Genomic DNA, 23,250 nt, shown 5'->3' on the forward strand with positions numbered 1-23,250 from the left:
CATGACTATCCATAGACTATTGCCAATATAGCAACAACACAGCACGGCCCCGGCGGCCCGGACAGGTACACTATGAGGTTCGCCACTTTATTTCGTCTGATCTCACCTCATGGCCCGTACCCGCAGTCAATCCTCTCCCCGGCTGAACCGCGACGCTTCGCGCCTGGTGGCGCTGGCCCACGCGCTCGACCGCTCAGGCAGCAAGGTCGAAGACCTGTACTGGGAGGCACAGTTGGCGGAGGCCATCACCAAGCTGCTGCGCAGCGGCCATGACGCGCCGCTGGAAAGCGCGCTGGACAATCTCGCGCAAACCGATCCCGGCGCCTACGAAGTGCTGATCGAGCAGTCCGAGACGCTGTCCGAATCGATGCAGATCGAAAAGAACGGCACCCGCCATGACGTAGTGCTGCTGGTGGCGCCCGTCGTGGCGTGGACGCGCTACACGATTCCCACCGGGCCGATTCCGGCGCCGGCCCAGCAGGCGCTGCTGGCGCAGCTGCATGGCCACATCCTGGCCGACGGCGTGCGCGTGGCCCTGATGCCGCACCTGGTCAGCATCGACCAGATGCCGCGCACCTTCGCCGAGACCTGGCAATGGCTGCACCGCCTGGGCACGCAGGCGCTGGGCGCGGAAACCGCCAAGCCCGCCTTGAACGACGACGTGGAAACCGCCAACATGCTGGCCGACACGCGCTACGTGGTGGCGGCCGTGGCCGTGCCCGAGCGCGCGCCGGTGTTCCGCTGGCAGGAGCGCTGGGACGACCCGCAGGCCAGCCGCGACGCCTGCCTGGCGCAATGGGTGGAACAGGCCCAGCCCACGCTGGCCGCGCTGCTGCCGGGCTGCGGCATCGAATGCCTGCTGCCCGACGCCTATTACGTGAGCAACCGCGAAGCCGACCGCCGGGTGCGGCCGCTGTCCCTGCGCGCCGCCATCGCCTGGCTGGAAAGCGCGGTCAGCCTCGAGCCCTCGCAGATGCGCGCGGTGGTGGCGGGCTGCGGCGAAGCCCGCATCGACGAATACCGTATCGGCTTTACCGCGCGCAACAGCAACGACGTCTATTACGGCTGTGTGTGGCCGCTGTACGGGCGCGAGGACGACATCCCGGCCGACGAGGGCCAGCCCGACGCGGTCGACGAGATCGCGGCCCTGCTCAAGGAATACGGCGTGAGCGACGTGCGCCGCATCCCGGGCGTACTGCCGCCCGAGTATTGCGAGGACTGCGGCGCGCCGCACTTTCCCAATCCGCTGGGCGAACTGGTGCACGCGGAACTGCCGGAAGACGCCGAAGCGGTGCCGGCCAAGTTCCACTGACCGGATCGCGCCGCCATGCGCGCCGATATTTTCTGCCGCGTCATCGACAACCTGGGCGATATCGGCGTGTGCTGGCGCCTGGCGCGCCGCCTGGCGCACGGGCGACGCTGGCAGGTGCGCCTGTGGGTGGATGACCTGGCGGCGTTCGCGCGCATCCAGCCCGGCATCGTGCCGGACCGCGACCAGCAGGTATGCGACACGATAGAAATCCTGCGCTGGGACGACCGTGCCGAATGGCCGCAAACGCCCGGCGACGTGGTGATCGAGGCCTTCGCCTGCGATCCGCCGCCCGCGTACGTCGCGGCCATGCGGCGGGTCCAGCCGGTGTGGATCAACCTGGAATATCTCAGCGCCGAAGCCTGGGTGGAAACCTGCCACGGCCTGCCCTCGCAGCGCGCCGACGGCCTGGTCAAGCATTTCTTCTTTCCCGGCTTCAGCGCCGCCACCGGCGGCCTGATCCGCGAGCCGGGGCTGAGCCGCGACCGCGACGCCCTGCAGACCTCGCGCGCGCAACAACGGACGCTGCTGCGCGCGCTGGGCCTGGACGAGGCGGCCCTGGCCCGCCGGGACGACGGCGCGCGGCTGGTGAACCTGTTCTGCTACCCGGACGCTCCCTACCAGGCGCTGGCGCACGCGCTGATGCAGGACGCGCGCCCCACGCTGCTGTTGGTGCCGCAAGGCGTGGCGCCCGGACTGCCCGAACCCGGGCAGCACGGCCAGCTGACGCTCGCGCGGGTGCCCTATGTCAGCCAGCCGGACTTCGACCGCCTGCTGTGGTGCGCCGACCTGAATTGCGTGCGCGGCGAGGACTCGTTCGTGCGCGCCGCCTGGGCCGCCCGCCCGCTGCTGTGGCAGATCTACGCGCAAGCCGAGAACGCCCACCTCGAGAAGCTGCAGGCGTGGCTGGCGCGCTACCCGGCGCCGGCGGCCGCCCATGCGCTGATGCGCGCCTGGAACCAGGCGCCCGGCGCGCCGGCGCCGCAACAGGCCCTGGCCGGCGCGCTGGCCGAACCCGCCTGGGGAGAGTGGAACCAGGCGGCGCGCGCCTGGGACGCCGCCCAGGCGGCGCGCCCCGATTTGGGGGACGCTCTCGCGGATTTCTGCGCGGAACTGGCCAAGACAAGCTAGAATAGAGAGTTATCTGAGTTGCTTTGCCCGGATCGGCCGGTGCTCAAGGCCTCACTTTGACAGCCTCCCGGGGCGCAGCGGTTGCCTGAAAGCACAGCGCGCAAGCACGGCGAGTGCGCAAATCACCCCGGAGTTTTAATCGATGAAAACCGCTCAGGAATTGCGAGTCGGCAACGTGATCATGGTCGGCAAGGACCCGCTCGTCGTCCAGAAGACCGAATACAACAAGTCCGGCCGCAACGCCGCCGTCGTCAAGCTGAAGTTCAAGAACCTGCTGACCGGCTCGGGCAGCGAGTCGGTCTACAAGGCCGACGAGAAGTTCGACGTCGTAGTGCTGGAACGCAAGGAATGCACGTACTCGTACTTCGGCGATCCGATGTACGTCTTCATGGACGAAGAGTACAACCAGTACGAAATCGAAGCCGACAGCATGGGCGACGCGCTGAACTACCTGGAAGAAGCCATGCCCGTCGAGGTGGTCTTCTACGACGGCCGCGCCATCTCGGTCGAGCTGCCCACCATCCTGGTGCGCGAGATCACCTACACCGAACCCGCCGTGCGCGGCGACACCTCGGGCAAGGTGCTCAAGCCCGCCAAGATCAACACCGGCTTCGAACTGAGCGTGCCGCTGTTCTGCGCGATCGGCGACAAGATCGAAATCGATACCCGCACCAACGAGTACCGCAGCCGCGTCAACTGATGCGCGCGCCGCTCGCAGGCGCAACCGAAACGGGCCGCATGCGCGGCCCGTTTTTTTTGCGCCGGGCGGGGTACCTGTCCCGCATGGGGATTGGCGCCTGCCCGTGCAGTGTGCCTGTCCCCGCCGGGACAGGCACACCACGCTCCCGGCGGGACAGGCACCGAATCTAATGCGGCGTGGCCACGCCCGCGCACGCCGGCGAGGCGGCGGCCGCGCGCAAGTAGGCGATGAGGTCGGCGCGCTCGCCCGCATCCGGCACGCCCGCGTAAGTCATGGCGGTGCCTGGCACCGTCTTCAAGGGATCGGCCAGGAAGCGGTCGAGCGTGGCGGCGTCCCAGGTCAGGCCGGAGTCTTCCATGGCTTGCGTATAGGCGAAGCCGGGCACGCTGCCGGCCTTGCGCCCGAGCAGGCCGCAGTGGCGCGGCCCCACCCGGTCGTAGGCCAGCGCGTGGCAGGCCAGGCAGCGCGCGTAGACCTGCTCGCCGCGCACCGGGTCGGGCGCTGCGGCCCGCGCGGCCGCCGGCGCGGCCAGGGCCAGGCACAGCGCGCCGGCCCGCCAGGCCAGGCCCGCGTTCATGATACGAAGGCCGAAGGGACCGGGGGCTCGCCCAGCGCCTGGCGCAGCACGGCCCAGTGCATCGCTTCGTCGCCCAGTATGCTGGCCGCGGCCTTGGACAGGTCGCGATTGGCGAACAGCGGCACGGCGCCCAGGTAGGCGCTGACGGCGCCCTGCTCCAGCTTCGCGGCGAAACGCAATACGTCGGCCTGCGACTTCAACTGGCTGGTCGGGAACGCATAGTTGCGCTTGGCCGCCACCGGCTGGCCGCCCAGTTTTTCCACGGTCTTGCCCAGCACGTCGGCATGCTCCTTGTGATGGCCCTGGAAGGTCAGCGCCAGCGCGAGCACGGGCTTGTCCAGCAGCTTGCTCTCGGCGCCCAGCTGGTAGGCGGCGATGGCCTCGAGCTCGGCCGCCAGCGCGGTATTGAGGATCTGTACATCCTGGCTGGAGCCCGACCCGGCTTGCGCGGCCAGCGCATCCTTGCCGGCCAGCAGCGCGACCGCGGCGGCCGAAAGAACCAGGCCACCATGGCCGAGGAAGCGGCGGCGCGCCGCACAGGGGCTGGATATCTGCAGGAACGACATGGCTGTCTCCGTGGCGATGGACGGCCGGGCTGGACGGAAATGCCGGCCCGCGGCCGCGGCGCCGGCGAACCGGCGCCGGACCATCCGCTTTGGCGAACAGTCCTGCCTGTTGGATGAGGCGGCCGCCCCTGCCGTTCCTGCGCCGGTCAGGCGCCGGCGCGCTCGCCCCGCCGCGCCAGCACGGCGGCCACGATACGGTCGCAGCGCTGCCCGTCGAACGAGAACGCGTCGCCGATCGCCATGTCGACGTCGCGCGACAGGCCTTCGCGCAGCAGGCCGCGGGCGCGGAAAAAGCGTGTGCGCACGGTCGCCTCGGGAATATCGAGCGCCTGCGCGACCTCTTCCACGCTCAGCTCCTCGACGGCGCGCAGCACGAACACGCTGCGGAACGCGTCGGGCAGGAGATCGATGCGCGCTTCCATCAGGCGGCGGATCTCGGCGCGCATGGCCTGGCGATCCGGCTGCTGATCGATGGCGTCGTGCAGCCACTCCTGGTTCTGCAGTTCGGTCGATTCCATGGCGGCATCCAGGGGAATGACCTGCGCCTGCCCGCGCCGCAGCCGGCCCAGCGATTCGTTGATGACGATGCGCACCAGCCAGGTGGACAGCCGGGCGTCGGCGCGAAAGCTGCCCAGCGCGCGCCAGGCGCGCAGATAGGCCTCCTGCAGCGCGTCCTCGGCTTCGGCGTCGCTGTGCAGGATGCTGCGGGCGGTGCGAAACAGCAGGCGGTTGTGGCGCCGCATGATGGTTTCGAACGCGCTGTCCTCGCCAGCGGCCGCGCGCGCGGCCAGTTGGGCGTCGGCGGCCAGCTCGGGAGCCGGCGCCTGGGATTGCAGTGGTGACGGGTGCATGGTGGTGGCCTCCACGCATTGGATGGCGCGGGCCGCGCCCGCGTTCCCGGCCGGCGCTTATTGCATGCGCTCGTCGTCGAGAAAAGCCGGCAGGCTGACGACGTCGATGCCGTCGTCGGCCAGCTCGGCGCGCTCCTGGGGCGTGGCGGTGCCGCGGATCGGCCGCTCGTCGGCCTCGCCTTCGTGAATGCGGCGCGCCTCTTGGGCAAAGCGCGCGCCGACGTTCTCGGTGTTGCGCACCAGCTCGCGCACCTGGCGCAGCACCGCCGCCTGCAGGCGCGCCATGCGCGCGGCCTCGGACTGCGGGGCAGGCGCCGGCGCCGCAGCGGGCTGATGCAGGTGCGCCACGTTCAGGCGCGGCGCGGACAGGCGCTTGGTAATGCGGGACGACTCGCAGACCGGGCACGCGATCTGGCCGCGCGCCTGCTGGGCGTCGTAGTCTTCGTGCGAGCCGAACCAGCCTTCGAACACGTGGCCTTGCTCACACTGCAGATCGAATACTTTGAGTGCCATGGCGTCTATATGAGGGCGAACCGGCAATAATACAAGCGTAGCCGCCTATGCCCCGCCCCGCCATACGGCGCGGCGGGCTGCCGCGCCGTCCGGCCTGTCTTACTTGCCGCGCCTGGCCGGCGCCGCGACGCGCGCCTGCTCGGCCTGCAAGGCGTCGATCTGGCGCTGCATGGCGCGCAGCTGGCTGCGCACTTCCTGGCGCTGTTCGGACAGCGAATCCGCTTCCTGGCGCGACTGGGCCTGCCGCACCGCGACCTGCTGCTCCTGCTGCTGGCGCAGCGCCTGGTCGGCCTGCAGCGCCGTCAGTTCGGCGTTGCGCGCGCCGAGCTGCTTCTCCGCATGCGCGTACTCGGCCTGCAGGCGGATACGCTGGATATCGACCTCGGCCAGTTCCGCCGTCTTGCTGGCGAACGCGCGGTAGGTGGACTCGGCCTGGTTCACCGACTTGGTCTTGAGTACGCGCCAGAAATCCTTTTGTTGGAAAAGCGCGACATAATAGGTGAGCTCGTCCGGCTTGTAGAGCAGGCTGGCGCCATAACTGCCGTTGTAGGTCGTACGCAATTCCGACACCTGGCGCGCCTGGATCAGGCCTTGCAGCTCGCTGACCGTGGAGGCGGGACGCGCGGCGGGCGCGGGGGCCGGCGGCTCGACCGGCGCGGCGGCAGCCTGTTTTTCCTCGACCTGCTGCACCACCGGCCGGCTTTCCGATTGCGCGCTGGCGCAGGCGGCCAGGCTGGACAGGGCCAGGCCGGCGACGGTCAGTCGCGCGCCGGCGCCCAGATAGCGGATTTTCATTCCTTCCCCTCAGCAATAATCTTTCAACTATAGCAACTTATCGTGCGGTTTCGTAAGACCCGTGGCCCAACCCGGTCGGTTACGGATCGGCCACGCCATCGGCCGTTTCGGCCTGCGCTTCGCCCAGCCGCAGCTTGCGCATTTTCTCCCACAGCACTTTGCGGCTGATCCCCAGGTGGTGCGCGGTGTCCTGGCGGCGCCAGCCATTGGCCTCCAGGGCGGCCAGCACGCGCTCGCGCTCGGCGCGCTCGGCCGCGTTGAAGGCCGGCGCGTCGGCATCGCCGGGGGTGGCGGGCGCCAGCGGGGTGGCCTGGGCGTGGCGCTCGAACACCTGCTCGATGCGCGGCTGGTCCCAGGCGCGCAATTGGCGCCGCAGTATGGCGACGCGTTCGGCCAGGTTCGACAGCTCGCGCACGTTGCCCGGATAGCGCGCGGCGGCCACGCGCTGCAACAGCCAGGCCGGCGGCTCGTCCTCGATGCCCTGCTGCCTGAGCAAGGCGGCGAAGATCGCCGTTTTTTCGGCGCCGCCGCGCGCTTCGAGATTGGGAATGTGCAGCTCGATGACGGCCAGGCGATAGTACAGGTCGGCGCGGAACTCGCCCTGCGCCACCAGGGCGCGCAAGTCCTTGTTGGTCGCCGCGACCAGCCGGAACTCGACCGGGATCGCCACGGTGGAGCCGAGCCGCGTCACCGAGCTTTGCTCGAGCACGCGCAGCAGCTTGACCTGCTGGTACGAAGGCAGGTCGCCGATTTCGTCCAGGAACAGCGTGCCGCCGCTGGCCTGCTCGAAGTAGCCTTTGTGCGCGCCGACGGCGCCGGTGAACGCGCCCTTGGCGTGGCCGAAGAAATGGGCCTCGAACAGGCCTTCCGGAATGGCGCCGCAGTTCACCGCCACGAACGGTCCGCCGGCCCAGGACGACTGGTCGTGCAGCAGGCGCGCGATGCGCTCCTTGCCGACGCCGGTCTCGCCGTGGACCAGCACGTTGGCGCGCGCGTCGGCGAACATCTCGGCCTCGGCCAGCAGGCCGCGCATGGCGGGCGAAACCGCGATCATCGCAGGCGCCGGGCGCGGTTCGTCGACGGCCGCCGCGCGCGCCACGCCGGCCAGCCGGAACAGCAGGCGGCGCAGCTCGGCGCCGGTGAAGGCCAAGGGCAAGGTGTACGAGTACGCCGGCGCGTAGTAGCGCGGATCGTGGTTGCGTTCCTCGCCGGCCACCCAGATCACCGGGATGCCCTGGGTGGCCAGCCAGTCGAATCCGGCAAAGCGCGCATCGCCCATGACGCTGACCGACACCAGCCCCACGGCCGGACGCGCCGCGTCGCGCGACGGCGGCAGGGCGACCGAATTGTCGACGTGGATGACCGTCGCCTCATAACCGGCCAGGGCGCGCTCGGCGCGAAAGGCGATGTCCGAAGTGCCTTCCCAGACATACACATCGACAGCGTCGCAAGCCGGTGCCTGGTCGCTCATGTGTGCCTCCGGAAAGTCGAATCAATAAACAAGCTGTACTCCTTTGCCATCGCAATCGATCGACATCATGTGCACATCGGTCACGCCCAGGCGCAGGCCCAGCACGTTTTCGATGAGGGGCCGCAGCAGGTCGGCGCCGATCATGTTGAGGATGTCGGCCAGCGGCTTGAGCAGATAGCCCAGCAGCACGACGATCGCGTTGGGGGGATTGCCGCCGGAAGGCGGCGTGCTGTTGGCCAGGGCCTTGCCCAACTCGTTGACGCAGCCCGCCTCGCTGCCCTGGTAGCCGCCCAGCAGCGACCAGGTCGCGCACTGGTTGGTGGGAAACAGCACGCCCAGGATGCCGCCCAGGATGTCGCCCAGCAGATCGACCAGGTTGCCGACCAGGCCGACCACGTTGCCCAGCAATCCCACCACGTCCAGCGTCACCAGGTTGCCCAGCAGGCCCAGCGTGTTGGCGCTCAGCCCGCCCAGAAAACCGGTCAGGCCGTTGGAATAATTCTCGATGTTCTCGATGCCGCGCGACCAGCGGGCGCGCCGGCAGTCGTAGCCGGCCTTGCCGGACGCCCCGGGCGCACAGGCGGCCACCTCGGCGGCGGTGTCGGCCCAGATCTTGCCGGCCAGGTCCTTGCGCAATTCGCCCTGGTCGCCGCCGCCCAGGCCCGCGCCGCCCTGCAGGGAGTTGCCGATCAGCGCGGCCAGCAAGGCATCGACCAGGTCCTTCACCGTATCGCCCAGCGCCAGTTCGTTGCCCAGCGAACGGCGCTGGCCCGCGTAGTAGTCGTCTTCGCTGGTGGTCTGCAGCGCCGGGACGACCAGCGGCGGGTCGGGGTTGAGCGAGGCGAGGTTGACGCGCTTGCCCAGCAGGTTCAGCTCCAGCCCCAGCAGGCGCTTGCGCGTCAGGTTCTCGTCGCAGCTGGCCGTGGTGGAGAATGGCCAGTCGGCCAGTTCAGGGCCCGTCAGCCCGGCCGGCGGGCCGCCCAGGCAGATCTTGAGCAGCGACGAGCGGGTGCTGACGACGGCCAGGTCGCGGCCGGCGGCGTCGCGCGCGTGGCACAGCGCCTCGATGGTGCCATGGCCATTGACCACGTCGACGGTAAGCGGAATGTCGAGGTCCAGCCGCACCAGCCCGCCCAGCAGCGAGCCGGTGTCCAGCCTGAGCGGCGCATGCACGCGGATCTGCGAGGTATAGGCGGTGGCGCCCACGCCGCCGATGGCGATGGACGGCGGCTCGACCACGCTGCAGCGCGCCGGCCCGCTCATCAGCAGGGGCACGGCCACGCCGCAGGCGATGGCATGGCCCGAGGTGCCCACGCCGATGGCGGTGGCCAGCACCTCCAGCGCGTCGAGTTCGACATTGAGCGCCGAGGCGGCGTCGGGCGCCTGGATGTTGGCGAACAGGCCGCTGGCGCGCTCGGCCGTCTCCGAGCCCAGCCGTACCGCCAGGTCCTTGACGCCCACCGCCGTCTCGATGGCCTGCACCAGACCTACGTTGGCGTCGAGCAGGCTGTCGCGGCTGGCGGCGCGCACCACGGCGTCGAGCACGCCGTCGAGCGCGCTGACATTGGCCGAGAGCAGTTGATTGAAGTCGGCCACCGAAATGTCGGCCGGCACCGTGATGCCCAATTCCTTGAGCAGGCCGGCCGGGGTGATCTTCACGCCCGCCAGGCCGCTGTCATAGCCCAGCACGGCGGTGCCGCCGATGTCCAGCCCGACCTGCTTGAGCAGCCGGGTCAGTTCGCCCGACCCCGTGGCCAGCAGGCCCGTGCCGACCGAGAAGGCCGCGATGGGATCGGCCGGGCGCGCGGCGATGGCCTCGACTTCCAGGGTGCGGCCGCCCAGGAACGGAAACAATGCCCGCACCGGCATGCCGAGCACCACCGCCACGGCGTTGTAGCGTTCGCTGGCGTCGGCCGGTTCGCGCACATAGCGCGGCGCCAGTTCGGCTTCGTCGCGGGCCCAGCGCCAGCAGGTGGGCTCGATGCTGAGCCCCTCGTCGGCGCGGCTGCCCAGATTGGCGCGCACGCTGGCCCGCACGGCCTGGCCGGCGGCGGCGCAGGCGGCCTCGTCGCCGGGGCTGAGCACCTGCACCCCGGTCAGCGCGGCCAGATCGGCGGTCTTCTGCAGCTCGCGCTTCATATAGAAGAAGTAGCCCAGCTGCGCCGCGCCCAGCAGCGCCACGCCGATCAGGATGGCCAGCGCCGCCGGGATCAGGATGGAGCCGCGCTGGCGGCGCCGCGCGCGCAGCGGGCGGGGGACGTTCATGGACACAGGCGCCTCAGCCCCCGCCGCCGCCCGAGCCACCGACGTTGTCCTCGATGCGCTCGCCGAACCACTGGGGAATGGGCTGGCTGAAACTCTCCAGGTAGCGCTGCCACGCGGCGCTGGCCACCGGCCCCTGCAGGGGCAGGCCCGGCCCGGCGCGCCGGCCGTCGGCCTGCGCGGCCAGCAGGCCGCGCGTGACCGCGCCGACCGCGCCGTCATCGGGCGCCGGGGCCGCGGCGGCGGGCGCGGCGGCGGGCGCGGCCGGCGCGGCGACCTGCCGCACCACCGGCCGCTCGGCGGCCGGCGCCGGGCTGGCCGGAGCCGGCGCCGGGGCCGCGGGCGCCGCGGTCAAGGGAGGATGGGTCTGCGCCGCGGCGCCGGCGGCCAGGCCGGCCAGCGCCGCGCACAGCAGGAAACGGGGAAGGTCATGGGTGGTCATGCGAATCTCCTGTCGGGGTCATTGCAGCAGCGGCGGATTGCCGAAGCGGTCCATGACCGGGCGCTGCAGCACCGGCATCACCATGGCCTCGCGGCCGGCGGCCTGCGCCACCGGCACCGCGGCGGCCGCGGACACGCCGGCGTGGCGCGCCTGGCTGGCCAGTTCCTGCACGCGCTGGCGCGCCTGTGGACTCAACGCCGCGCGGTCCATGACCTGGCGCGCGCCGGCATAGTCGCCCTCGACCAGCAGCAGCAAGGCCAGGTTGCCCAGCACCTTGGCGTTGGCGGGCGCCAGCTCGGCCGCCTGCCCCAGCGGCAGGCGCGCGCCGCGCGGATCGCCGGCCCGCAGCAGCGCATAGCCCAGATCGTTGAGCATGTTGGCGTCGGTGGGCCGCAGCCGCGTCGCGCGTGCCAGGTAGTCGGCCGCCTGGTCGAAGTCGCCGCGACCGCCGGCCAGCAGGCCCAGGCCATGCCAGGCGGCGGCTGCCTGGTCGGTGCCGGTCAGTGCGCGGTAGGCGCTTTCGCTTTGCGCGATCTGGCCCGTCATGCGCAAGGCGTCGGCGCGCATGACCGCCACCTGGGGCGAGTCGCCGAAATTCTGGCGGTAGGCATCGAGGTAGGCCAGCGAGGCGAAGTAGCGCCCTTCCCGCTGCGCCTCGCGGATCAGCGACAGCGCCAGCTCCGGTTTGGCGGCCAGGCGCTTGCGCTCGTCGGCGTCCTCGCGCTGCTGCGCCAGCGCCTGTTCCTGCTGCTGTTGCTGCATCAGCTGCATGGCCGTATCGACGTTGCTGGTCTGGCAGCCGCCCAGCAGCAGCAGCAGCGGCGCGGCCGCCGCCAGCGCGAGGCCGAGACGGTGTGATCGTTTCATTACCCTTCCCCCATGACTTGCGACATGCCGCGCAGCAAGGCGACAAAGCCCGAGCCGCCGGTGATGATCAGCAGCGCGGGCAGCAGCGTCACGACCATGACGCCGGTCATCTTGACCGTCAGCCGCGCCACCCGCGCCTTCAATTCGAGCCGGCGCCGCTCGCGCACGCGCTCGGCGAAGCGCGCCAGCGGATCCTGCACGGCGCCGCCGTGGCGATCCACCTGCACGATGAGCCGGCAGATGGCGCTCAGGTCGTCGTTGTCGAACCCCTGCGCCAGGCGGCTGAGCGACTGTTCGCGCGTACGCCCGCGGGCATACTGTTCTGCGGCGATCTTCAACTCGCCGCCGAGCACCGGCATGACGGAGCGGAAATCCTGGATCAGCACATGCATGCTCTGGTCCACCGACAGGCCCACGCCCTGCAGCAGGCGCAGCAGGTCGATGAACAGCGGCAGCTCCGCCTCGGCGCATTCGCGGCGCCTGGCGATGCGCCGCAGCAGCATCCATTTGGGCACCATCCAGCCCAGCCCGAAGCCCAGGAAGACGGCGCACGCGACATAGGCCAGCGGCATCTCGGCATGGCGCGCGCGCAAGACCAGCCACGCCGCCAGGGGCGCCAGGCCGGCCAGCAGCAGGCGCGCCAGCATGAACCAGGCGCGGGCGCGCGCCGGATTGCGGAACCCGCAGGCGTCGATCAGCTTGCGGTCGTCGATGGCCAGCAGCGAGTCGCCCAGCTTGCCGTGCTCCAGTTTCGCGCCGGCGTGCTCGGCCGCGCTGGCCACCGCGGCCATGCGGCCGGCCGGCGGCGGCTCGGCGACGTGGCCGTCGCGCGCAGCCAGGGCGCGATCGACGACCGCGCGGCTGCGTTGCTGGCGGCCGGCGCGCGCCACCAGGGCCACGCCCACCACCGCGCAGGCCACCATCAGCACCAGCAGCGCGGCCACCAGCAGCATGCGGGTCTGGGAATCGGCGAGCAGTCTGTCCATGGCGGGTCCTACACCGAGCGGGCCATGCGATACAGCCAGTACGAACCCCCGGCCTGCAGCAGCATGGCGAACACCAGCAGTCGAAAGCCCATGGGGTCGTGCCACATGCCCATGAACAGCTGGTTGTTGAAGATGATGATGAACAGCGCCAGCCCGATGGGCAGCAAGGCCAGGATCCAGGCCGACAGGCGCACCTCGGCCGACAGGGCGGTCAATTCGTCGCGCGCTTGCTCCAGGTCGCGCATGAACGCGGCCATGCGCTCGAGCACCTGGTCGCTGCGGCCGCCGAAGCGCAAGGCCAGCGCGATGACGGCCGACACCAGGAACAACTCGCGCAGCTGGTACTGGCGCGACACCTGGTGCAAGGCGGCGTCCAGGTCCTTGCCCGAGCGCACCTGGCTGTCGGCGCGCTGCAGGACCTCCAGCAGCGGCTGCTCGACGCTGCCCAGCGCATTCTGGAACGCCGCATTGACGCTGTTGCCGATGGTGATCAGGCGCACCAGCGCGTCCAGGAATGTCGGCAACTGATGCACCATGCGCCGGCGCCGGCGGTCGGCCTTGAGCCAGAGGTGGAAGTACCACAGCAGCGCGACCAGCAACAAGGCGGCCGCCGCCGATATCCAGCCGCCGAACAGCCAGGCCAGCGCGGGCACGCCCACGTGCGCGCCGACCGAGGCGGCGAGAAAGCGCGGCGTGGGTTCGACGCCGGCGCGCAGCAGCAGCTGCCGCCAGGCCCCGTTCGAGATCGGCAGGCGGCGCCGCGCGGCGGGCGCCTGCGAGGCCTCGGGCTGGCCCGGCCGCAGTTCGAGCTGGCGCTCCAGGAAGGCCTCGCTGGCCTGGCGGCGCGCGCCGTCGCGCGCCTGCCGCAGCAGCAATGCCGCCGCCGCCAGCAGCGCCAGCGCCAGCGCGCCCAGGAGCCAGGCCATGAGGCTCATCGCCTGCGCCCCCAGAATCCGCCGCCGCCCTCGGGCTCGCTGTCGGGCGCCGCGCCGCGCAATTCGTTGCGCATGCGCGCCAGCTTGGGCGTGTGGGGCAGGATGCCCAGGCTCACCCAGTTGTCCTTCTCCTCGCCGTCGGGCGTCGCATAGGCTTCGTAGCGGTACAGCTCCTGCGTGGCGATCACCGCGTCGCCCATGCCGGTCACTTCGGTAATGGAAATGACGCGCCGCTTGCCGTTGGGCAGGCGCCCGATCTGCACGATGAAGTCCAGCGCGCTGGCGATCTGCCGGCGCAGGCTGTCCTCGCTGCCCTGGAAGCCGGCGAATCCCGCCAGCATTTCGATCCGGTACAGGCATTCGCGCGGCGAGTTGGCGTGGATCGTGGCCATGGACCCTTCGTGCCCGGTGTTCATGGCCTGCAGCATGTCCATCACTTCGGCGCCACGCACCTCGCCCACCACCACGCGGTCGGGCCGCATGCGCAGGCTGTTGCGGATCAGGTCGCGGATGCTGACCGCGCCGGCGCCGTCGAAGCCGCCCTGGCGCGCCTCCAGGCGCACCACATGCGGGTGGTTCAACGACAGCTCGGCCGTGTCCTCCACCGTGACGACGCGTTCGGTTTCGGGAATGAAGAATGCCAGCGCGTTCAGCAGCGAGGTCTTGCCCGAGCTGGTGCCGCCCGACACCAGGATGTTGCAGCGGCCTTTCACCGCCGCATTGAGCAGGCGGAAGATGTCCTCGTTGAACGAGCCCAGGGTAAGCAGGTCATTGGGCTTGAGCGGGTCCTGGCGGAACTTGCGGATCGACACCATGGGCCCGTCGACGGACAGCGGCTCGATCACCACGTTCAGGCGTCCGCCGTCGGGCAGGCGCGCGTCGACCATGGGGCTGGACTCGTCCAGCCGGCGACCCAGCGGGGCCAGGATGCGGCGCACGATGCGCAACACATGCTGGTTGTCGGAGAAGCGCACGGTCTCGCGGGCCAGCACGCCGCGGCGCGACACGAACACGTTGTCGCTGCCGTTGATGAGGATGTCCTCGACGTCGTGGTCGCTCAGCAGGTCCTCCAGCGGCCCCAGGCCGGCCAGCTCCTTGGTCAGCGCCGCGGCCACCTGGCCCAGCTCGCCCTCATTGATGGCCACCCGGCGCAGGCGCACGAAGCTGGCCACCTCGATATCCACGAATTCCTGGATGGCGGCGCGGGTCCAGCGGCCGAACTCGGCGCCGAGTTCCTCGATGCGCGACAGCAGGTGTTCGTAGGCCTGGTTCTTGACGTCCTGGAAGCGTTCGGACGCGATGAATTCGCCGCCGCCCGCGGCGCCGAATTCCATGGATGGCGGCATGATCATGATGTGTGTCAGCTCTCAACGACATTGGTTAAGCGATGCACGCCGGGCAGCCAGTTGGCCAGCCAGCTGTTGTGCCGCGCGCGCGGCGCCTCGCTGCCGGCCAGCAGCCGGTCGACCAGCGTCTGCACGGCCCGCACGTAGATATCCCGTTCGGCCTGCTCGTGCAGCAAGCGCCCCTGGTTGGTGCAGACCATCAGCGGCAGCGTGCGGTCGGGCAGCGTGCCGGCCAGTTCCAGCCCGAAGCGTTCGGCGATCTGCGCCGCGCTCATGCCATAGCGTTCGTCGTAGCGGTTGACCACCAGCCGCAGGGCCGACTTCTCGACGTGGAACTGCTCGAGCTCCTGCACGGCGCCGGCCAGCGAGACCAGGGCGCTGACGCTCTGGTCGGTGACCAGCCAGGTTTCGTGCGAGGCGCGCGCCAGCTTGGCGACGAACTCGGGATTGGCCAGGCCGCCGGCGTCGGTGACCAGCGTGCCGTAGTGCTGGCGCAGGCGTTCGAACAACAGCAGCGAGTCGTTGGGCGACAGCGCGCGCACCTGCTCGACCTCGCGCGGCAGCGCCAGCGCGCTGACGCCCGACGCGGTGTGCGCCATGGCCGAATTGAGCAGGGTGCCGTCCAGACGGCTCAGGTTGCGGGCGGCTTCGGCGAAATCGAAGTCGCTGCTGATGTTCAGGTAAAGCAGGCAATCGCCGATCGGCCAGCCCAGGTCCAGCACGCCGACGCGGTCGGACAGCGGCAACTGCGCGGCCATGACCTCGGCCGAGCGGGCCGGCTTGCCAGCCACCGCGCCCTGGCGCGCCAGGGCCGCCTGCGCCATGCGCTCCTGCGTCAGGCCCGCCATGTGCACGGCCAGCGTGCTGGCGCCCACGCCTGGGCGCGCGCCCAGGATCAGCACGCTGCGGTGCTCGCCGCCCGAGCCGCCGCCGATGCGGCGGTTGGAGACCAGCCGCTGCACCACGCCGTGCACCTCGTCGGGCGAGACCGACGGATCGACGAAGTCGCTCACCCCGGCGCGCAAGGCGGCAATGGCGCCGTCCGGCTGGGCCAGATAGCCGACCGCCACGCGCGGCACGGCCGGCGCCACCCGCGCCAGCACGCGCGCCAGGTCGGCGGCCAGCAGCAACTTGCCCGGATCGGCCTGTCCGCCGGTGAAGTCGAGGAACACCACCTGCGGGTCGATGTCCGCGAGACGGCGCGCCAGCTGTTCGGGCTCGGGCAGTTCCTGCGTCAGCAGGCCCAGGTCGCCGATGGCATGGCCCAGCTGCTGCGCCACGTCGTTATCGCCGGAACAGAAGAGAAAGCAGGCGCTCTTGTCCAGAGCCGCCCATTCGCGAGCGTGTGTCTTCATGTTCGTCACTGTGAAAAGCCCGGCATCTGCTGGCCGCTCATCGGACCCAGCAGGTAATAGCCCCAGGCGTTGAAGCCAGCGTCGCTGACCTCCTGGCGCGCGCCCGGCAAGGGCAGCGTGACACCGCGCGCGATGGGGCGAACCAGGCGCGGCGTGACCACGATCACCAATTCGCGATCCTCCTGGGAATACTGCACGTTGCGGAAGAACGCCCCGATGATGGGCAGGTCGCCCAACAGCGGCACCTTGTTGACGCTGGCCTTGGTCTGGCGCGAAACCAGGCCGCTGATGACGAATGTCTCGCCATCGCCCAGCTCCACCATGGTGTCGGCCTTGCGGGTTCGCAACGCCGGGATCACCGTGATGCGATTGTTGCTGTCGATGCTGGAAATGCCGTTGGCGTAGTCCAGCTCGCTGGCTTCGGGCGCCACCTTCAGCGCGATGCGCTCGCGCGAGATGACCGTGGGCGTGACCGTCAGGCCGATGCCGAAGGGCTTGAACTGCACCGAGGTCGTGCCCAGGCCGGCCGATACCGGAATCGGAATCTCGCCGCCGGCCAGGAAGCTGGCGCTCTGGCCCGACATGGCCAGCAGCGTCGGCTCGGCCAGGACGCGCGCCATGCCGTTGTTTTGCAGCAGCGCCAGCGACGCGCTGAAATCGCGGCTGGTATAGGACAGCATGCCGAACATGCCGCCGCTGGCCAGGTCCGGCAGCAGCGACACGCCGCCCGACCACGGGCCGCTGTCGGCCCTGAAATTGATCCCGACATCCTTCATGACCGAGCGCGCCAGCTCGACCACTTTCACTTCCACCTGCACCACGCCGCTGGTGTTGATCTGCGACATGTCGACCACCTTGTCGTTGCCGCCCGCGGCGGCCGCGGCAGCCTCGGCCGCGCCGCGATGCGCCTCGGCCGAGGGCGCCATGCCGGTGACCACGCCGCTGTCGCCAGCCATGTCGACCTGCGCGCCGCCGCCGACGCCGCGCCGCGCCAGCGCGGCCTGCACTTGCGGCAGCACGCGCACGGTCCAGACCTGCGGGTCGCGCGAGCCGCGGCTCCAGACCCGCAGCTCGGTGGTGCCGGCCTGCCGGCCGATCAGCAGCACCTCGCCCGGGCGGCCCACGCCGGGCGCCAGCACCTTGACGTCGGCGACCTGCGGATCGGCGATCGCCACGCGCGACGGCGCGGCGTCCAGGCGCAACGGCTGCTGGCCCTTGACCTCCAGCAGCAGTTCGCGCGCCTGCGCGGCCCCAGCCGCCGCCGGCTGCGCCGCCAGCGGCGCGGCCGCGCCCAGGCACGCCAGCGCCATCGCCCATCCTGCCCAGTGCCTGCCGACCTTATGCTGTTTCATTCGCCCTGCTTCCTGTCTGCGTCATGCCGCGCCGGCCGGCGCGGCAAGCTGTTCGTCAATAGCGCACTGCCTGCACGTCGCCGCCGCGCACCACCTCGATACTGCGTCCGCCCCCGCCGCCCGCCGCGCGCGGCTTGGGCACGGGCGCGGCGGTAGGCCCGGCCAGTTGCGGCAGTATTTCTCCCGCATAGGCCTGGTTCACGCCATCCTTGCCATCGCGCTGCTGCTCCGCCGTCAGGCCCGCGCGCAGCGCCAGTACCGGCGCGCGCTCGGGAAACAGCGCCAGGTCCGGCACGTCGACATCCTCGGGCGAGCGCAGCACCAGCTGCAGGCGCCCCGCCTTGGCCGCCAGCAGCAATTCGTTCACGCGTTCGACCGGCACCGCCAGCATGGCGTTGCGCGGCGCCGCGGGCGGCTGGCCGCGTTGCGCGACAGACGGCTTTTCCTCGCCCTGCGGCGGCCCGTCGACCGAACGCTGGCCATAGGCCAGCACCTTGATGCGCGATTGCAGCAGGCGGGTCTGCGTGCCAGGCACCTCGATGCCGCGGTCCATGACCACGAACACATCGACCAGGTCGCCGGGCAGGATGCGGTTCTGGGCGCCGCTCAGTTCGTCCACCGCGATGGTGACGGCGCGCTCGCCGGGCGCGAGGTGGCGGGCCAGGCCGCGCGCCAGCATCGGCGCGGTCACGGGCTCGCCCGCGGGGATGTCCTGGCGCACCATTTGCCCCAGCAACGCCTCGGATTCGGCGTATCCATTGGCCGGCTGCACCGGCCAGCGCTCGATCTTCAACAGGTCGGCGGCCAGGCGGTCGCCCGCGGCGATGGGCTTGCCGGCCACCACCACCGGGTAGGTCGGCAGCGCCGCGCTGGCGCGCTGCACCACCGGCTTGGGCGGCGGCGGCGCCGGACGGGTAGCCAGCATGAAGGCGGCATAACCCAGCCCCAGCGCCACCAGCGCCAGGACGGCGGCGGCAATTTTCGCGACGGTACTCATGTCGTAGGCTCCTGCGCGATCTGCACGATGGCTTGCGCACTCAATACATCGGGAAACCAGGCGCGCGCGCCGGGGACGGCGCCGGCCGCGCCCCGCAGCGTGGCCAGCAGCGGCCAGCCTGCCAGTTCATAGCGGACCCGCACCTGCGCGCACGCCGCCGGCCCGCCGTCGCTGGCCGTCCAGGCGCAGTCCAGCGTCTCGCTGACGCACTCGATGGCCAGCCAGCCCGCCTCCTGGCGCGCCGCCTCGCAGCCGGCCACGCCGCTGGCGGCCGCGCCGCGCAGGTTGGCCTGCAGCAGCGCCTGCGCGCCCTCGCCGGCCGCCTTGCTCAGTTTCTGCTGGGCCCAGAACAGGGCGCCATAGCCCAGCACTCCCAGCATCAGCGCCAGCATCAGCAGGATCACCAGCGCAAACTCCACGGCTGCCGCGCCGCGCTGGGCGCGCCGCCGGGGCGGAAAGGAAATGGCGCGCATCTCAGGCCCCCTCGCCCGCCGCGGCCACCGGCCCGCCCACGCGCACCGACGCGCGCGCGCTGAGCGTGCCGGGCACCGCCACGCCCATGCCGGGCAACAGCGGCACCAGCGGCGCCTGCGCGTAGGGATAGCGCACCAGCACTTCGATCTGGTCGGCCGCCAACGCAATGCCGCTGCACGGGCCGGCCGCCAGGCCGCCGATCGGTCCGCCGCTGCCGCACACCGTGACGGTGGCCGGCGCGCCGCCCATGCGGCGCACCCAGTCGGCGTACTGTCCGGCCAATTGGCCTGCGCGCGCCGCGCGCGGCTCGAGCGCGGTGCTGCCGGGCCACTGCAGCGCGGCGCGCGCGCCTTCCTCGGCCGCGTGGTTGAGCGACTGTTGCGCCGCGAAAATGAAGGCCCAGGTCAAACCGCCGTAAAGAACCACGAAGAACACCACGAACACCAGGGCGAACTCGACGGCATAAGCCCCAGACTGATGGCGGCCAGGGCCAGATAGGCGGCGTACGGGATGCCGCGCCGCGGCCGCCGCGGGTCGCGCACCACCTGAAAGCCCTGCGCCAGCGCATGCGCAAGACTGGGCAGCCCGGCCAGGACCAGCACCAGCAGCCAGGGCCATGCGCCGATCGCCAGCCCCAGCACCGCCAGGTACTTGACGTCGCCCGCGCCCATCAGGCGCATGCGCCATAGCATTACGAAGGCCATGCCCAGCACGAAACCCAGCCCGGCATCGGACCAGCCGCGCGCGCCGGCCGCCGGCGTGGCCTGCACGCCCCATGCGTGCCAGGCCAGCCAGGCGCACTGCGCCAGCGCCGCCGCGATCAGCAGCCGATTCGGCACGCGGCGCACGCGCAGATCGTAAAAGACGACCAGCAAGTTGAAGGCGACATAAACAGCCCACCACACGTGCTCCCTCAACAAATTTTCCACTCCTGCTTCCGTGCCGACGCCGTCGGCGCCCTCGGGCGGGCGCCCGACCAGCGTCTGCCAGGCCCCCTACTACGGCGCTTCCGCGCTCAGTTCCGTCTGAATGGTGTCGAAGAAGCCCTTGAGCGTCTCGCCCAGCAGCGACACCGAGCCAATGATGACAACCGCGATCAGGCCCACGATGAGGCCATATTCGATGGCGGTGGCGCCTTCCTCGTCGTGCCAGAAGTTCTTCAATTGGGTAAGCATGCTGTGCCTCCAGATAAGGTTGTTACGACTTCACTCATCAACGGCGTCCAACCGCGACGCCACGCTTGCGTCCCGCCGCCGCGGCGGCGGGATTCCTTCATCTGCCCGGATGGCCGCGCACGGGCCGTCCGGTTGTCGTCTCGCGCAGCAGGGCATCGATGCGGCGGGCCGTGCGGTCCTGGTGGCCGCGGTAGCTGCGATGCAGTTGCCAGCGCATGGCCAGCAAGACCGCCAGCGCGCCGGCGAACGCCACATAGGGCAAGGCCACGCCGCCCACCTGCACGTCGGCGAATGTCTGCGCCGTCGTACAGACCACCACGCCGGCCGCGGCCCCCGTGTAATGCATGCCGCACACCGCCAGCCCCATCACCGCCGCGGCGGCCACGCGCTGCCATTCGCGCTGGACGTTGAACGCCAGCCACAGCGCCGCGATCGCGCTGGCCATCGCCACCGCCACGGACAGCGCCACCAGCTCCACGTTCCACAGGAACATCGCCGGCATGCGCATGGCGCCAATGCCGATGTAGTGCATCGCCGCCACGCCCAGTCCGGCCAGCACGCCGGCCACCACGCAACGCCCCAGGCTGAACGCCTGGCGCCCCACATACCAGAAGGCCATGCCGGAGAACGCCACCGCCACCGCCGCGCTCAGCAAGGTGAGCCACAGGGCATAACCGACCTCGAACGGCATCCGCTGCGCCTGCATGCCGATGAAGTGCATGCCCCATATGCCGATACCGCCCATGGACACGGCGGCGATCAGCACGAAGCCGCGCACGTTCACCCCATCCTGGGCGCTGGCGCGGATCCGCGCCGCGGCCACCAATGCGACATACGAACCGAAAAACGCAATCAGGAACGACAACGCAACCACGCCGGGCTGCAGCGCAAGCGGCACGATGTCGCCCGGATTCACGACCGCCCCCTTGCCCGATGCACCGCTCGCGTCTCGCCAGTCGATTTCATGTGCCGCCTCGAATACCCGCGCTGTTTTATGGATAACAACTTCAAAATCCGCAATCTTTTGTTTTGAAATGTTTATCTAGTCTTATCTATTAACTTTTCATTGCCATCAGGGTTTACCCCGGTATTCGTATTATTGAGACATATTTTGTGCAACGGATATTCTTCGAATTGGTAGCAACTCGCTTTTTTAGGCACTTAGATGGCAGAATTTCTCGTTAATGGATCAAAAACAGGAAAAATTTGATTTGCCATGAAATGATTGTCATGAGTTTTGCAGCATTCATGGCGATTCCCCTGGTATCACGAATAGAAAACAACGCAAATAATTGCAATATTCGGAGACGATATACATTGCTCCGCGTACTGACAGATTTCCGATTAATTCCAAGCTGCAGACACAAAATCAATGAAACGCACAATCGCCACGGATCTGTTTTGCTGTTCCCTTGTCGCCGGCCTGGCGGCGCTGCCGGCCGCCAGCCGCGCCGACGGCCCCTTGCGCGGCAATCCGGTCGACGCGCTGCCGCAGCTCGAACGACCGACCGCGCCCGCCGCGCCGGCGCCTGCCCTGCAGGCGCCCACGCCTGAACAGCGCGCCGTGCAGGCGCGCCTGGCGCAGCGCATCGTGCCGCGCAATTTCGACGTGGCCGGCGTGCATGCCTTGCCATTCGACCAGGTGGCGGCGTTCCTGACGCCGCTGGCCGGCAAGGAAATCACCGTGGCGCAACTGGTGCAGCAGGTGGACAGGATCACCGAGCTGTACCGTTCGAGCGGCTATCCGCTGTCGTTCGCGCTGGTGCAGAACCAGGACTTCGCCAACGGCCTGGTGGTGGTCACCGTGGTGGAAGGCCATATCGGCAATGTGCGCATCGATGGGGACATCGGCAACGCCAAGGGCAGGCTGGAAACCCTGGCCGGCCCGCTGCTGGCGGAAAAGCCGCTGACCCAGGCCACGCTGGAGCGCCAGCTCAACCTGATGCGCATCGTGCCGGGCGTGAAAATCACGCCGTCGCTGGATCTGCCGCGCCGGGCCGACGGCGCCACCGAACTGGTGATCGCGGCCACCCACGACAAGTTCACCGCCAATGGCGGCGTGGCCGACCTGGGCACCGGCATGCAGCCGCTGGTCGACCTGGGCGCGCACAGCCTCACGCCGCTGGGCGAACAGCTCAAGCTGACCACCAGCATCCCGCTCAACAGCGACGACGTGAAATATGTTGCCGGCGAAGCGCGCCTGCCCATCGGCGCCGACGGCTTCTCGATCAAGGTCGACGGCTACCACTACCAGGCCAAACCGCAGGACGACGCCATCGAATACCTGGGCTTCGACCGCAAGGTCACCAATGACCGCATCGGCGTGGGCGTGAGCTATCCGTTCCTCTTGAACAATCAGCGCTCGCTGACCGGTACGCTGGGCATGTATGCCGTCAACGCCAAGGACCGCTACACCCACCGCGACAGCGACCGGTGGCTGCAACAGGACACCCGCGTGCGCGCGGCCACGGCCGAATTGCGCTACATCGACATCCTGCCGCAACGCTCCACCGACCTGACCGTGTCGGTGTCCAAGGGCTTCGACGCCATGGGCGCGAAAAAGTCGATCGATACCAACTACGGCTATTCGGCGATTCCCGACGTCGACCTGGACTTCACCCGCTTCAACCTGAACGTGCGCCAGGCCTTTACCCTGCCGGCGCAATTCGGCCTGGTCCTGTCCGGGGCCGGCCAATACAGCAGCGACATCCTGCCCAGTTCGGAACAGGTGTCGTTCGGCAGCTGGCGCTTCGCCATGGGCTACCCGCAGGGCGAGCAAAGCGGCGACAAGGGCGTGGGCGTGTCGGCCGAAATCAACCGCCGCTTCGGGCTGGGCTGGCGCTACCTGAGCGCGGTGCAGCCCTACGCCATGGCCGACTATGCGCGCACCTGGTACAACAACAAGGGCCTGCAGGAACTCAACGAGCGGCACCTTTCGTCGCTGTCGCTGGGCGTGCGCTTTACCGACGACAAGTTCTACCTGTTCGACTTCAACGTCGCCAAGCCGGTCGGGTCCAGCACGGTCAACGGCGATCGCGACGTGCGCTTCAACGCCAACTACTCGCTGTTCTACGACGCGCTCTGAAACACGGGCAACACGGCGGAACGTTACGTAACGTCGCCGTAACGCCAGCCGTAACATCGGG

The 23,250-nt window shown here is 69.8% G+C and carries 24 protein-coding genes; 4 read left to right on the forward strand and 20 right to left on the reverse strand.

Annotated elements, in window-relative coordinates:
• Positions 1-109: 109 nt before the first annotated feature.
• From EL288_RS15180 to efp, 3 genes are all read left to right on the forward strand, one after another.
• Entirely contained in the window at positions 110-1,312 is a 1,203-nt protein-coding gene (locus EL288_RS15180) for a DUF2863 family protein (RefSeq protein ID WP_003810196.1), read from the forward strand.
• Between the two features lie 15 nt (positions 1,313-1,327).
• Complete coding sequence (gene earP / locus EL288_RS15185; RefSeq protein WP_003810195.1) at positions 1,328-2,440, forward strand: elongation factor P maturation arginine rhamnosyltransferase EarP; 1,113 nt, start codon at positions 1,328-1,330, stop codon at positions 2,438-2,440.
• A gap of 142 nt (positions 2,441-2,582) precedes the next feature.
• Positions 2,583-3,140 (forward strand): elongation factor P, encoded by a 558-nt coding sequence (gene efp, locus EL288_RS15190; RefSeq protein ID WP_003810194.1) that lies wholly within the window; start codon positions 2,583-2,585, stop codon positions 3,138-3,140.
• 166 nt (positions 3,141-3,306) lie between these two features.
• On the opposite strand, the gene EL288_RS15195 is transcribed toward efp, so the two are convergent.
• From EL288_RS15195 to EL288_RS15290, 20 genes are all read right to left on the reverse strand, one after another.
• Positions 3,307-3,717 carry a c-type cytochrome gene (locus EL288_RS15195; protein ID WP_015064146.1) on the reverse strand — a complete coding sequence of 137 codons (411 nt, stop codon included), beginning with the start codon at positions 3,715-3,717 and terminating at the stop codon, positions 3,307-3,309.
• Entirely contained in the window at positions 3,714-4,283 is a 570-nt protein-coding gene (locus EL288_RS15200; protein ID WP_003810192.1) for a ferritin-like domain-containing protein, read from the reverse strand. Before EL288_RS15200 ends, EL288_RS15195 begins: the two co-directional genes overlap by 4 nt.
• 146 nt (positions 4,284-4,429) lie before the next feature.
• Positions 4,430-5,134 carry an RNA polymerase sigma factor gene (locus EL288_RS15205; RefSeq protein ID WP_033446600.1) on the reverse strand — a complete coding sequence of 235 codons (705 nt, stop codon included), beginning with the start codon at positions 5,132-5,134 and terminating at the stop codon, positions 4,430-4,432.
• A gap of 57 nt (positions 5,135-5,191) precedes the next feature.
• On the reverse strand, positions 5,192-5,647 hold the full coding sequence (locus EL288_RS15210) for a DUF1178 family protein (RefSeq protein ID WP_033446597.1): 456 nt from the start codon (positions 5,645-5,647) through the stop codon (positions 5,192-5,194).
• Positions 5,648-5,746: 99 nt separating this feature from the next.
• The gene (locus tag EL288_RS15215; RefSeq protein WP_003810189.1) at positions 5,747-6,442 is read right to left on the reverse strand and encodes a DUF2968 domain-containing protein; all 696 of its coding nucleotides are present in this window, start codon (positions 6,440-6,442) and stop codon (positions 5,747-5,749) included.
• A gap of 79 nt (positions 6,443-6,521) precedes the next feature.
• Positions 6,522-7,913: a sigma 54-interacting transcriptional regulator gene (locus EL288_RS15220; protein WP_003810188.1), complete on the reverse strand. Its 1,392-nt coding sequence runs from the start codon at positions 7,911-7,913 to the stop codon at positions 6,522-6,524.
• Positions 7,914-7,934: 21 nt separating this feature from the next.
• Entirely contained in the window at positions 7,935-10,178 is a 2,244-nt protein-coding gene (locus tag EL288_RS15225) for a TadG family pilus assembly protein (RefSeq protein ID WP_003810187.1), read from the reverse strand.
• A 13-nt stretch (positions 10,179-10,191) separates the two neighbouring features.
• Positions 10,192-10,617, reverse strand: coding sequence for a DUF3613 domain-containing protein (locus tag EL288_RS15230; RefSeq protein ID WP_033455657.1), 426 nt, complete (start codon positions 10,615-10,617; stop codon positions 10,192-10,194).
• A gap of 18 nt (positions 10,618-10,635) precedes the next feature.
• Positions 10,636-11,484: a tetratricopeptide repeat protein gene (locus EL288_RS15235; RefSeq protein ID WP_033459628.1), complete on the reverse strand. Its 849-nt coding sequence runs from the start codon at positions 11,482-11,484 to the stop codon at positions 10,636-10,638.
• Positions 11,484-12,470: a type II secretion system F family protein gene (locus EL288_RS15240; RefSeq protein ID WP_003810184.1), complete on the reverse strand. Its 987-nt coding sequence runs from the start codon at positions 12,468-12,470 to the stop codon at positions 11,484-11,486. Before EL288_RS15240 ends, EL288_RS15235 begins: the two co-directional genes overlap by 1 nt.
• Before the next feature lie 8 nt (positions 12,471-12,478).
• The gene (locus EL288_RS15245; RefSeq protein WP_003810181.1) at positions 12,479-13,405 is read right to left on the reverse strand and encodes a type II secretion system F family protein; all 927 of its coding nucleotides are present in this window, start codon (positions 13,403-13,405) and stop codon (positions 12,479-12,481) included.
• The gene (locus EL288_RS15250) at positions 13,402-14,757 is read right to left on the reverse strand and encodes a CpaF family protein (protein WP_003810179.1); all 1,356 of its coding nucleotides are present in this window, start codon (positions 14,755-14,757) and stop codon (positions 13,402-13,404) included. Before EL288_RS15250 ends, EL288_RS15245 begins: the two co-directional genes overlap by 4 nt.
• Positions 14,758-14,765: 8 nt before the next feature.
• Positions 14,766-16,115, reverse strand: coding sequence for a hypothetical protein (locus EL288_RS15255; RefSeq protein ID WP_003810177.1), 1,350 nt, complete (start codon positions 16,113-16,115; stop codon positions 14,766-14,768).
• Complete coding sequence (locus EL288_RS15260) at positions 16,112-17,458, reverse strand: type II and III secretion system protein family protein (protein ID WP_003810175.1); 1,347 nt, start codon at positions 17,456-17,458, stop codon at positions 16,112-16,114. Before EL288_RS15260 ends, EL288_RS15255 begins: the two co-directional genes overlap by 4 nt.
• Positions 17,459-17,513: 55 nt before the next feature.
• Positions 17,514-18,455 carry a Flp pilus assembly protein CpaB gene (cpaB, locus tag EL288_RS15265; protein ID WP_003810173.1) on the reverse strand — a complete coding sequence of 314 codons (942 nt, stop codon included), beginning with the start codon at positions 18,453-18,455 and terminating at the stop codon, positions 17,514-17,516.
• Complete coding sequence (locus tag EL288_RS15270; protein ID WP_003810171.1) at positions 18,452-18,928, reverse strand: TadE/TadG family type IV pilus assembly protein; 477 nt, start codon at positions 18,926-18,928, stop codon at positions 18,452-18,454. Before EL288_RS15270 ends, cpaB begins: the two co-directional genes overlap by 4 nt.
• A 1-nt stretch (position 18,929) precedes the next feature.
• Complete coding sequence (locus EL288_RS15275) at positions 18,930-19,373, reverse strand: TadE/TadG family type IV pilus assembly protein (RefSeq protein WP_010930679.1); 444 nt, start codon at positions 19,371-19,373, stop codon at positions 18,930-18,932.
• Entirely contained in the window at positions 19,334-19,858 is a 525-nt protein-coding gene (locus EL288_RS15280; RefSeq protein WP_003810168.1) for a prepilin peptidase, read from the reverse strand. Before EL288_RS15280 ends, EL288_RS15275 begins: the two co-directional genes overlap by 40 nt.
• A 69-nt stretch (positions 19,859-19,927) precedes the next feature.
• Positions 19,928-20,104 carry a Flp family type IVb pilin gene (locus tag EL288_RS15285; protein ID WP_003810167.1) on the reverse strand — a complete coding sequence of 59 codons (177 nt, stop codon included), beginning with the start codon at positions 20,102-20,104 and terminating at the stop codon, positions 19,928-19,930.
• A 97-nt stretch (positions 20,105-20,201) separates the two neighbouring features.
• Positions 20,202-21,020: an MHYT domain-containing protein gene (locus EL288_RS15290; RefSeq protein WP_033447078.1), complete on the reverse strand. Its 819-nt coding sequence runs from the start codon at positions 21,018-21,020 to the stop codon at positions 20,202-20,204.
• Between the two features lie 456 nt (positions 21,021-21,476).
• Between EL288_RS15290 and EL288_RS15295 the strand changes: the two genes are divergently transcribed.
• On the forward strand, positions 21,477-23,189 hold the full coding sequence (locus EL288_RS15295; RefSeq protein WP_126621981.1) for a ShlB/FhaC/HecB family hemolysin secretion/activation protein: 1,713 nt from the start codon (positions 21,477-21,479) through the stop codon (positions 23,187-23,189).
• Positions 23,190-23,250 lie beyond the last annotated feature (61 nt).

Origin of the sequence: Bordetella bronchiseptica (genome assembly GCF_900636925.1) — a bacterium.
GTDB classification, from domain to species: domain Bacteria; phylum Pseudomonadota; class Gammaproteobacteria; order Burkholderiales; family Burkholderiaceae_B; genus Bordetella; species Bordetella pertussis.

Bases quoted from the DNA above. Each gene is read 5' to 3' on its own strand.
- EL288_RS15180 (WP_003810196.1), top strand. From the start codon at position 110: ATGGCCCGTACCCGCAGTCAATCCTCTCCCCGGCTGAACCGCGACGCT.
- earP (WP_003810195.1), top strand. From the start codon at position 1,328: ATGCGCGCCGATATTTTCTGCCGCGTCATCGACAACCTGGGCGATATC.
- efp (WP_003810194.1), top strand. From the start codon at position 2,583: ATGAAAACCGCTCAGGAATTGCGAGTCGGCAACGTGATCATGGTCGGC.
- EL288_RS15195 (WP_015064146.1), bottom strand. From the start codon at position 3,717: ATGAACGCGGGCCTGGCCTGGCGGGCCGGCGCGCTGTGCCTGGCCCTG.
- EL288_RS15200 (WP_003810192.1), bottom strand. From the start codon at position 4,283: ATGTCGTTCCTGCAGATATCCAGCCCCTGTGCGGCGCGCCGCCGCTTC.
- EL288_RS15205 (WP_033446600.1), bottom strand. From the start codon at position 5,134: ATGCACCCGTCACCACTGCAATCCCAGGCGCCGGCTCCCGAGCTGGCC.
- EL288_RS15210 (WP_033446597.1), bottom strand. From the start codon at position 5,647: ATGGCACTCAAAGTATTCGATCTGCAGTGTGAGCAAGGCCACGTGTTC.
- EL288_RS15215 (WP_003810189.1), bottom strand. From the start codon at position 6,442: ATGAAAATCCGCTATCTGGGCGCCGGCGCGCGACTGACCGTCGCCGGC.
- EL288_RS15220 (WP_003810188.1), bottom strand. From the start codon at position 7,913: ATGAGCGACCAGGCACCGGCTTGCGACGCTGTCGATGTGTATGTCTGG.
- EL288_RS15225 (WP_003810187.1), bottom strand. From the start codon at position 10,178: ATGAACGTCCCCCGCCCGCTGCGCGCGCGGCGCCGCCAGCGCGGCTCC.
- EL288_RS15230 (WP_033455657.1), bottom strand. From the start codon at position 10,617: ATGACCACCCATGACCTTCCCCGTTTCCTGCTGTGCGCGGCGCTGGCC.
- EL288_RS15235 (WP_033459628.1), bottom strand. From the start codon at position 11,484: ATGAAACGATCACACCGTCTCGGCCTCGCGCTGGCGGCGGCCGCGCCG.
- EL288_RS15240 (WP_003810184.1), bottom strand. From the start codon at position 12,470: ATGGACAGACTGCTCGCCGATTCCCAGACCCGCATGCTGCTGGTGGCC.
- EL288_RS15245 (WP_003810181.1), bottom strand. From the start codon at position 13,405: ATGAGCCTCATGGCCTGGCTCCTGGGCGCGCTGGCGCTGGCGCTGCTG.
- EL288_RS15250 (WP_003810179.1), bottom strand. From the start codon at position 14,757: ATGATCATGCCGCCATCCATGGAATTCGGCGCCGCGGGCGGCGGCGAA.
- EL288_RS15260 (WP_003810175.1), bottom strand. From the start codon at position 17,458: ATGAAACAGCATAAGGTCGGCAGGCACTGGGCAGGATGGGCGATGGCG.
- cpaB (WP_003810173.1), bottom strand. From the start codon at position 18,455: ATGAGTACCGTCGCGAAAATTGCCGCCGCCGTCCTGGCGCTGGTGGCG.
- EL288_RS15270 (WP_003810171.1), bottom strand. From the start codon at position 18,928: ATGCGCGCCATTTCCTTTCCGCCCCGGCGGCGCGCCCAGCGCGGCGCG.
- EL288_RS15285 (WP_003810167.1), bottom strand. From the start codon at position 20,104: ATGCTTACCCAATTGAAGAACTTCTGGCACGACGAGGAAGGCGCCACC.
- EL288_RS15295 (WP_126621981.1), top strand. From the start codon at position 21,477: ATGAAACGCACAATCGCCACGGATCTGTTTTGCTGTTCCCTTGTCGCC.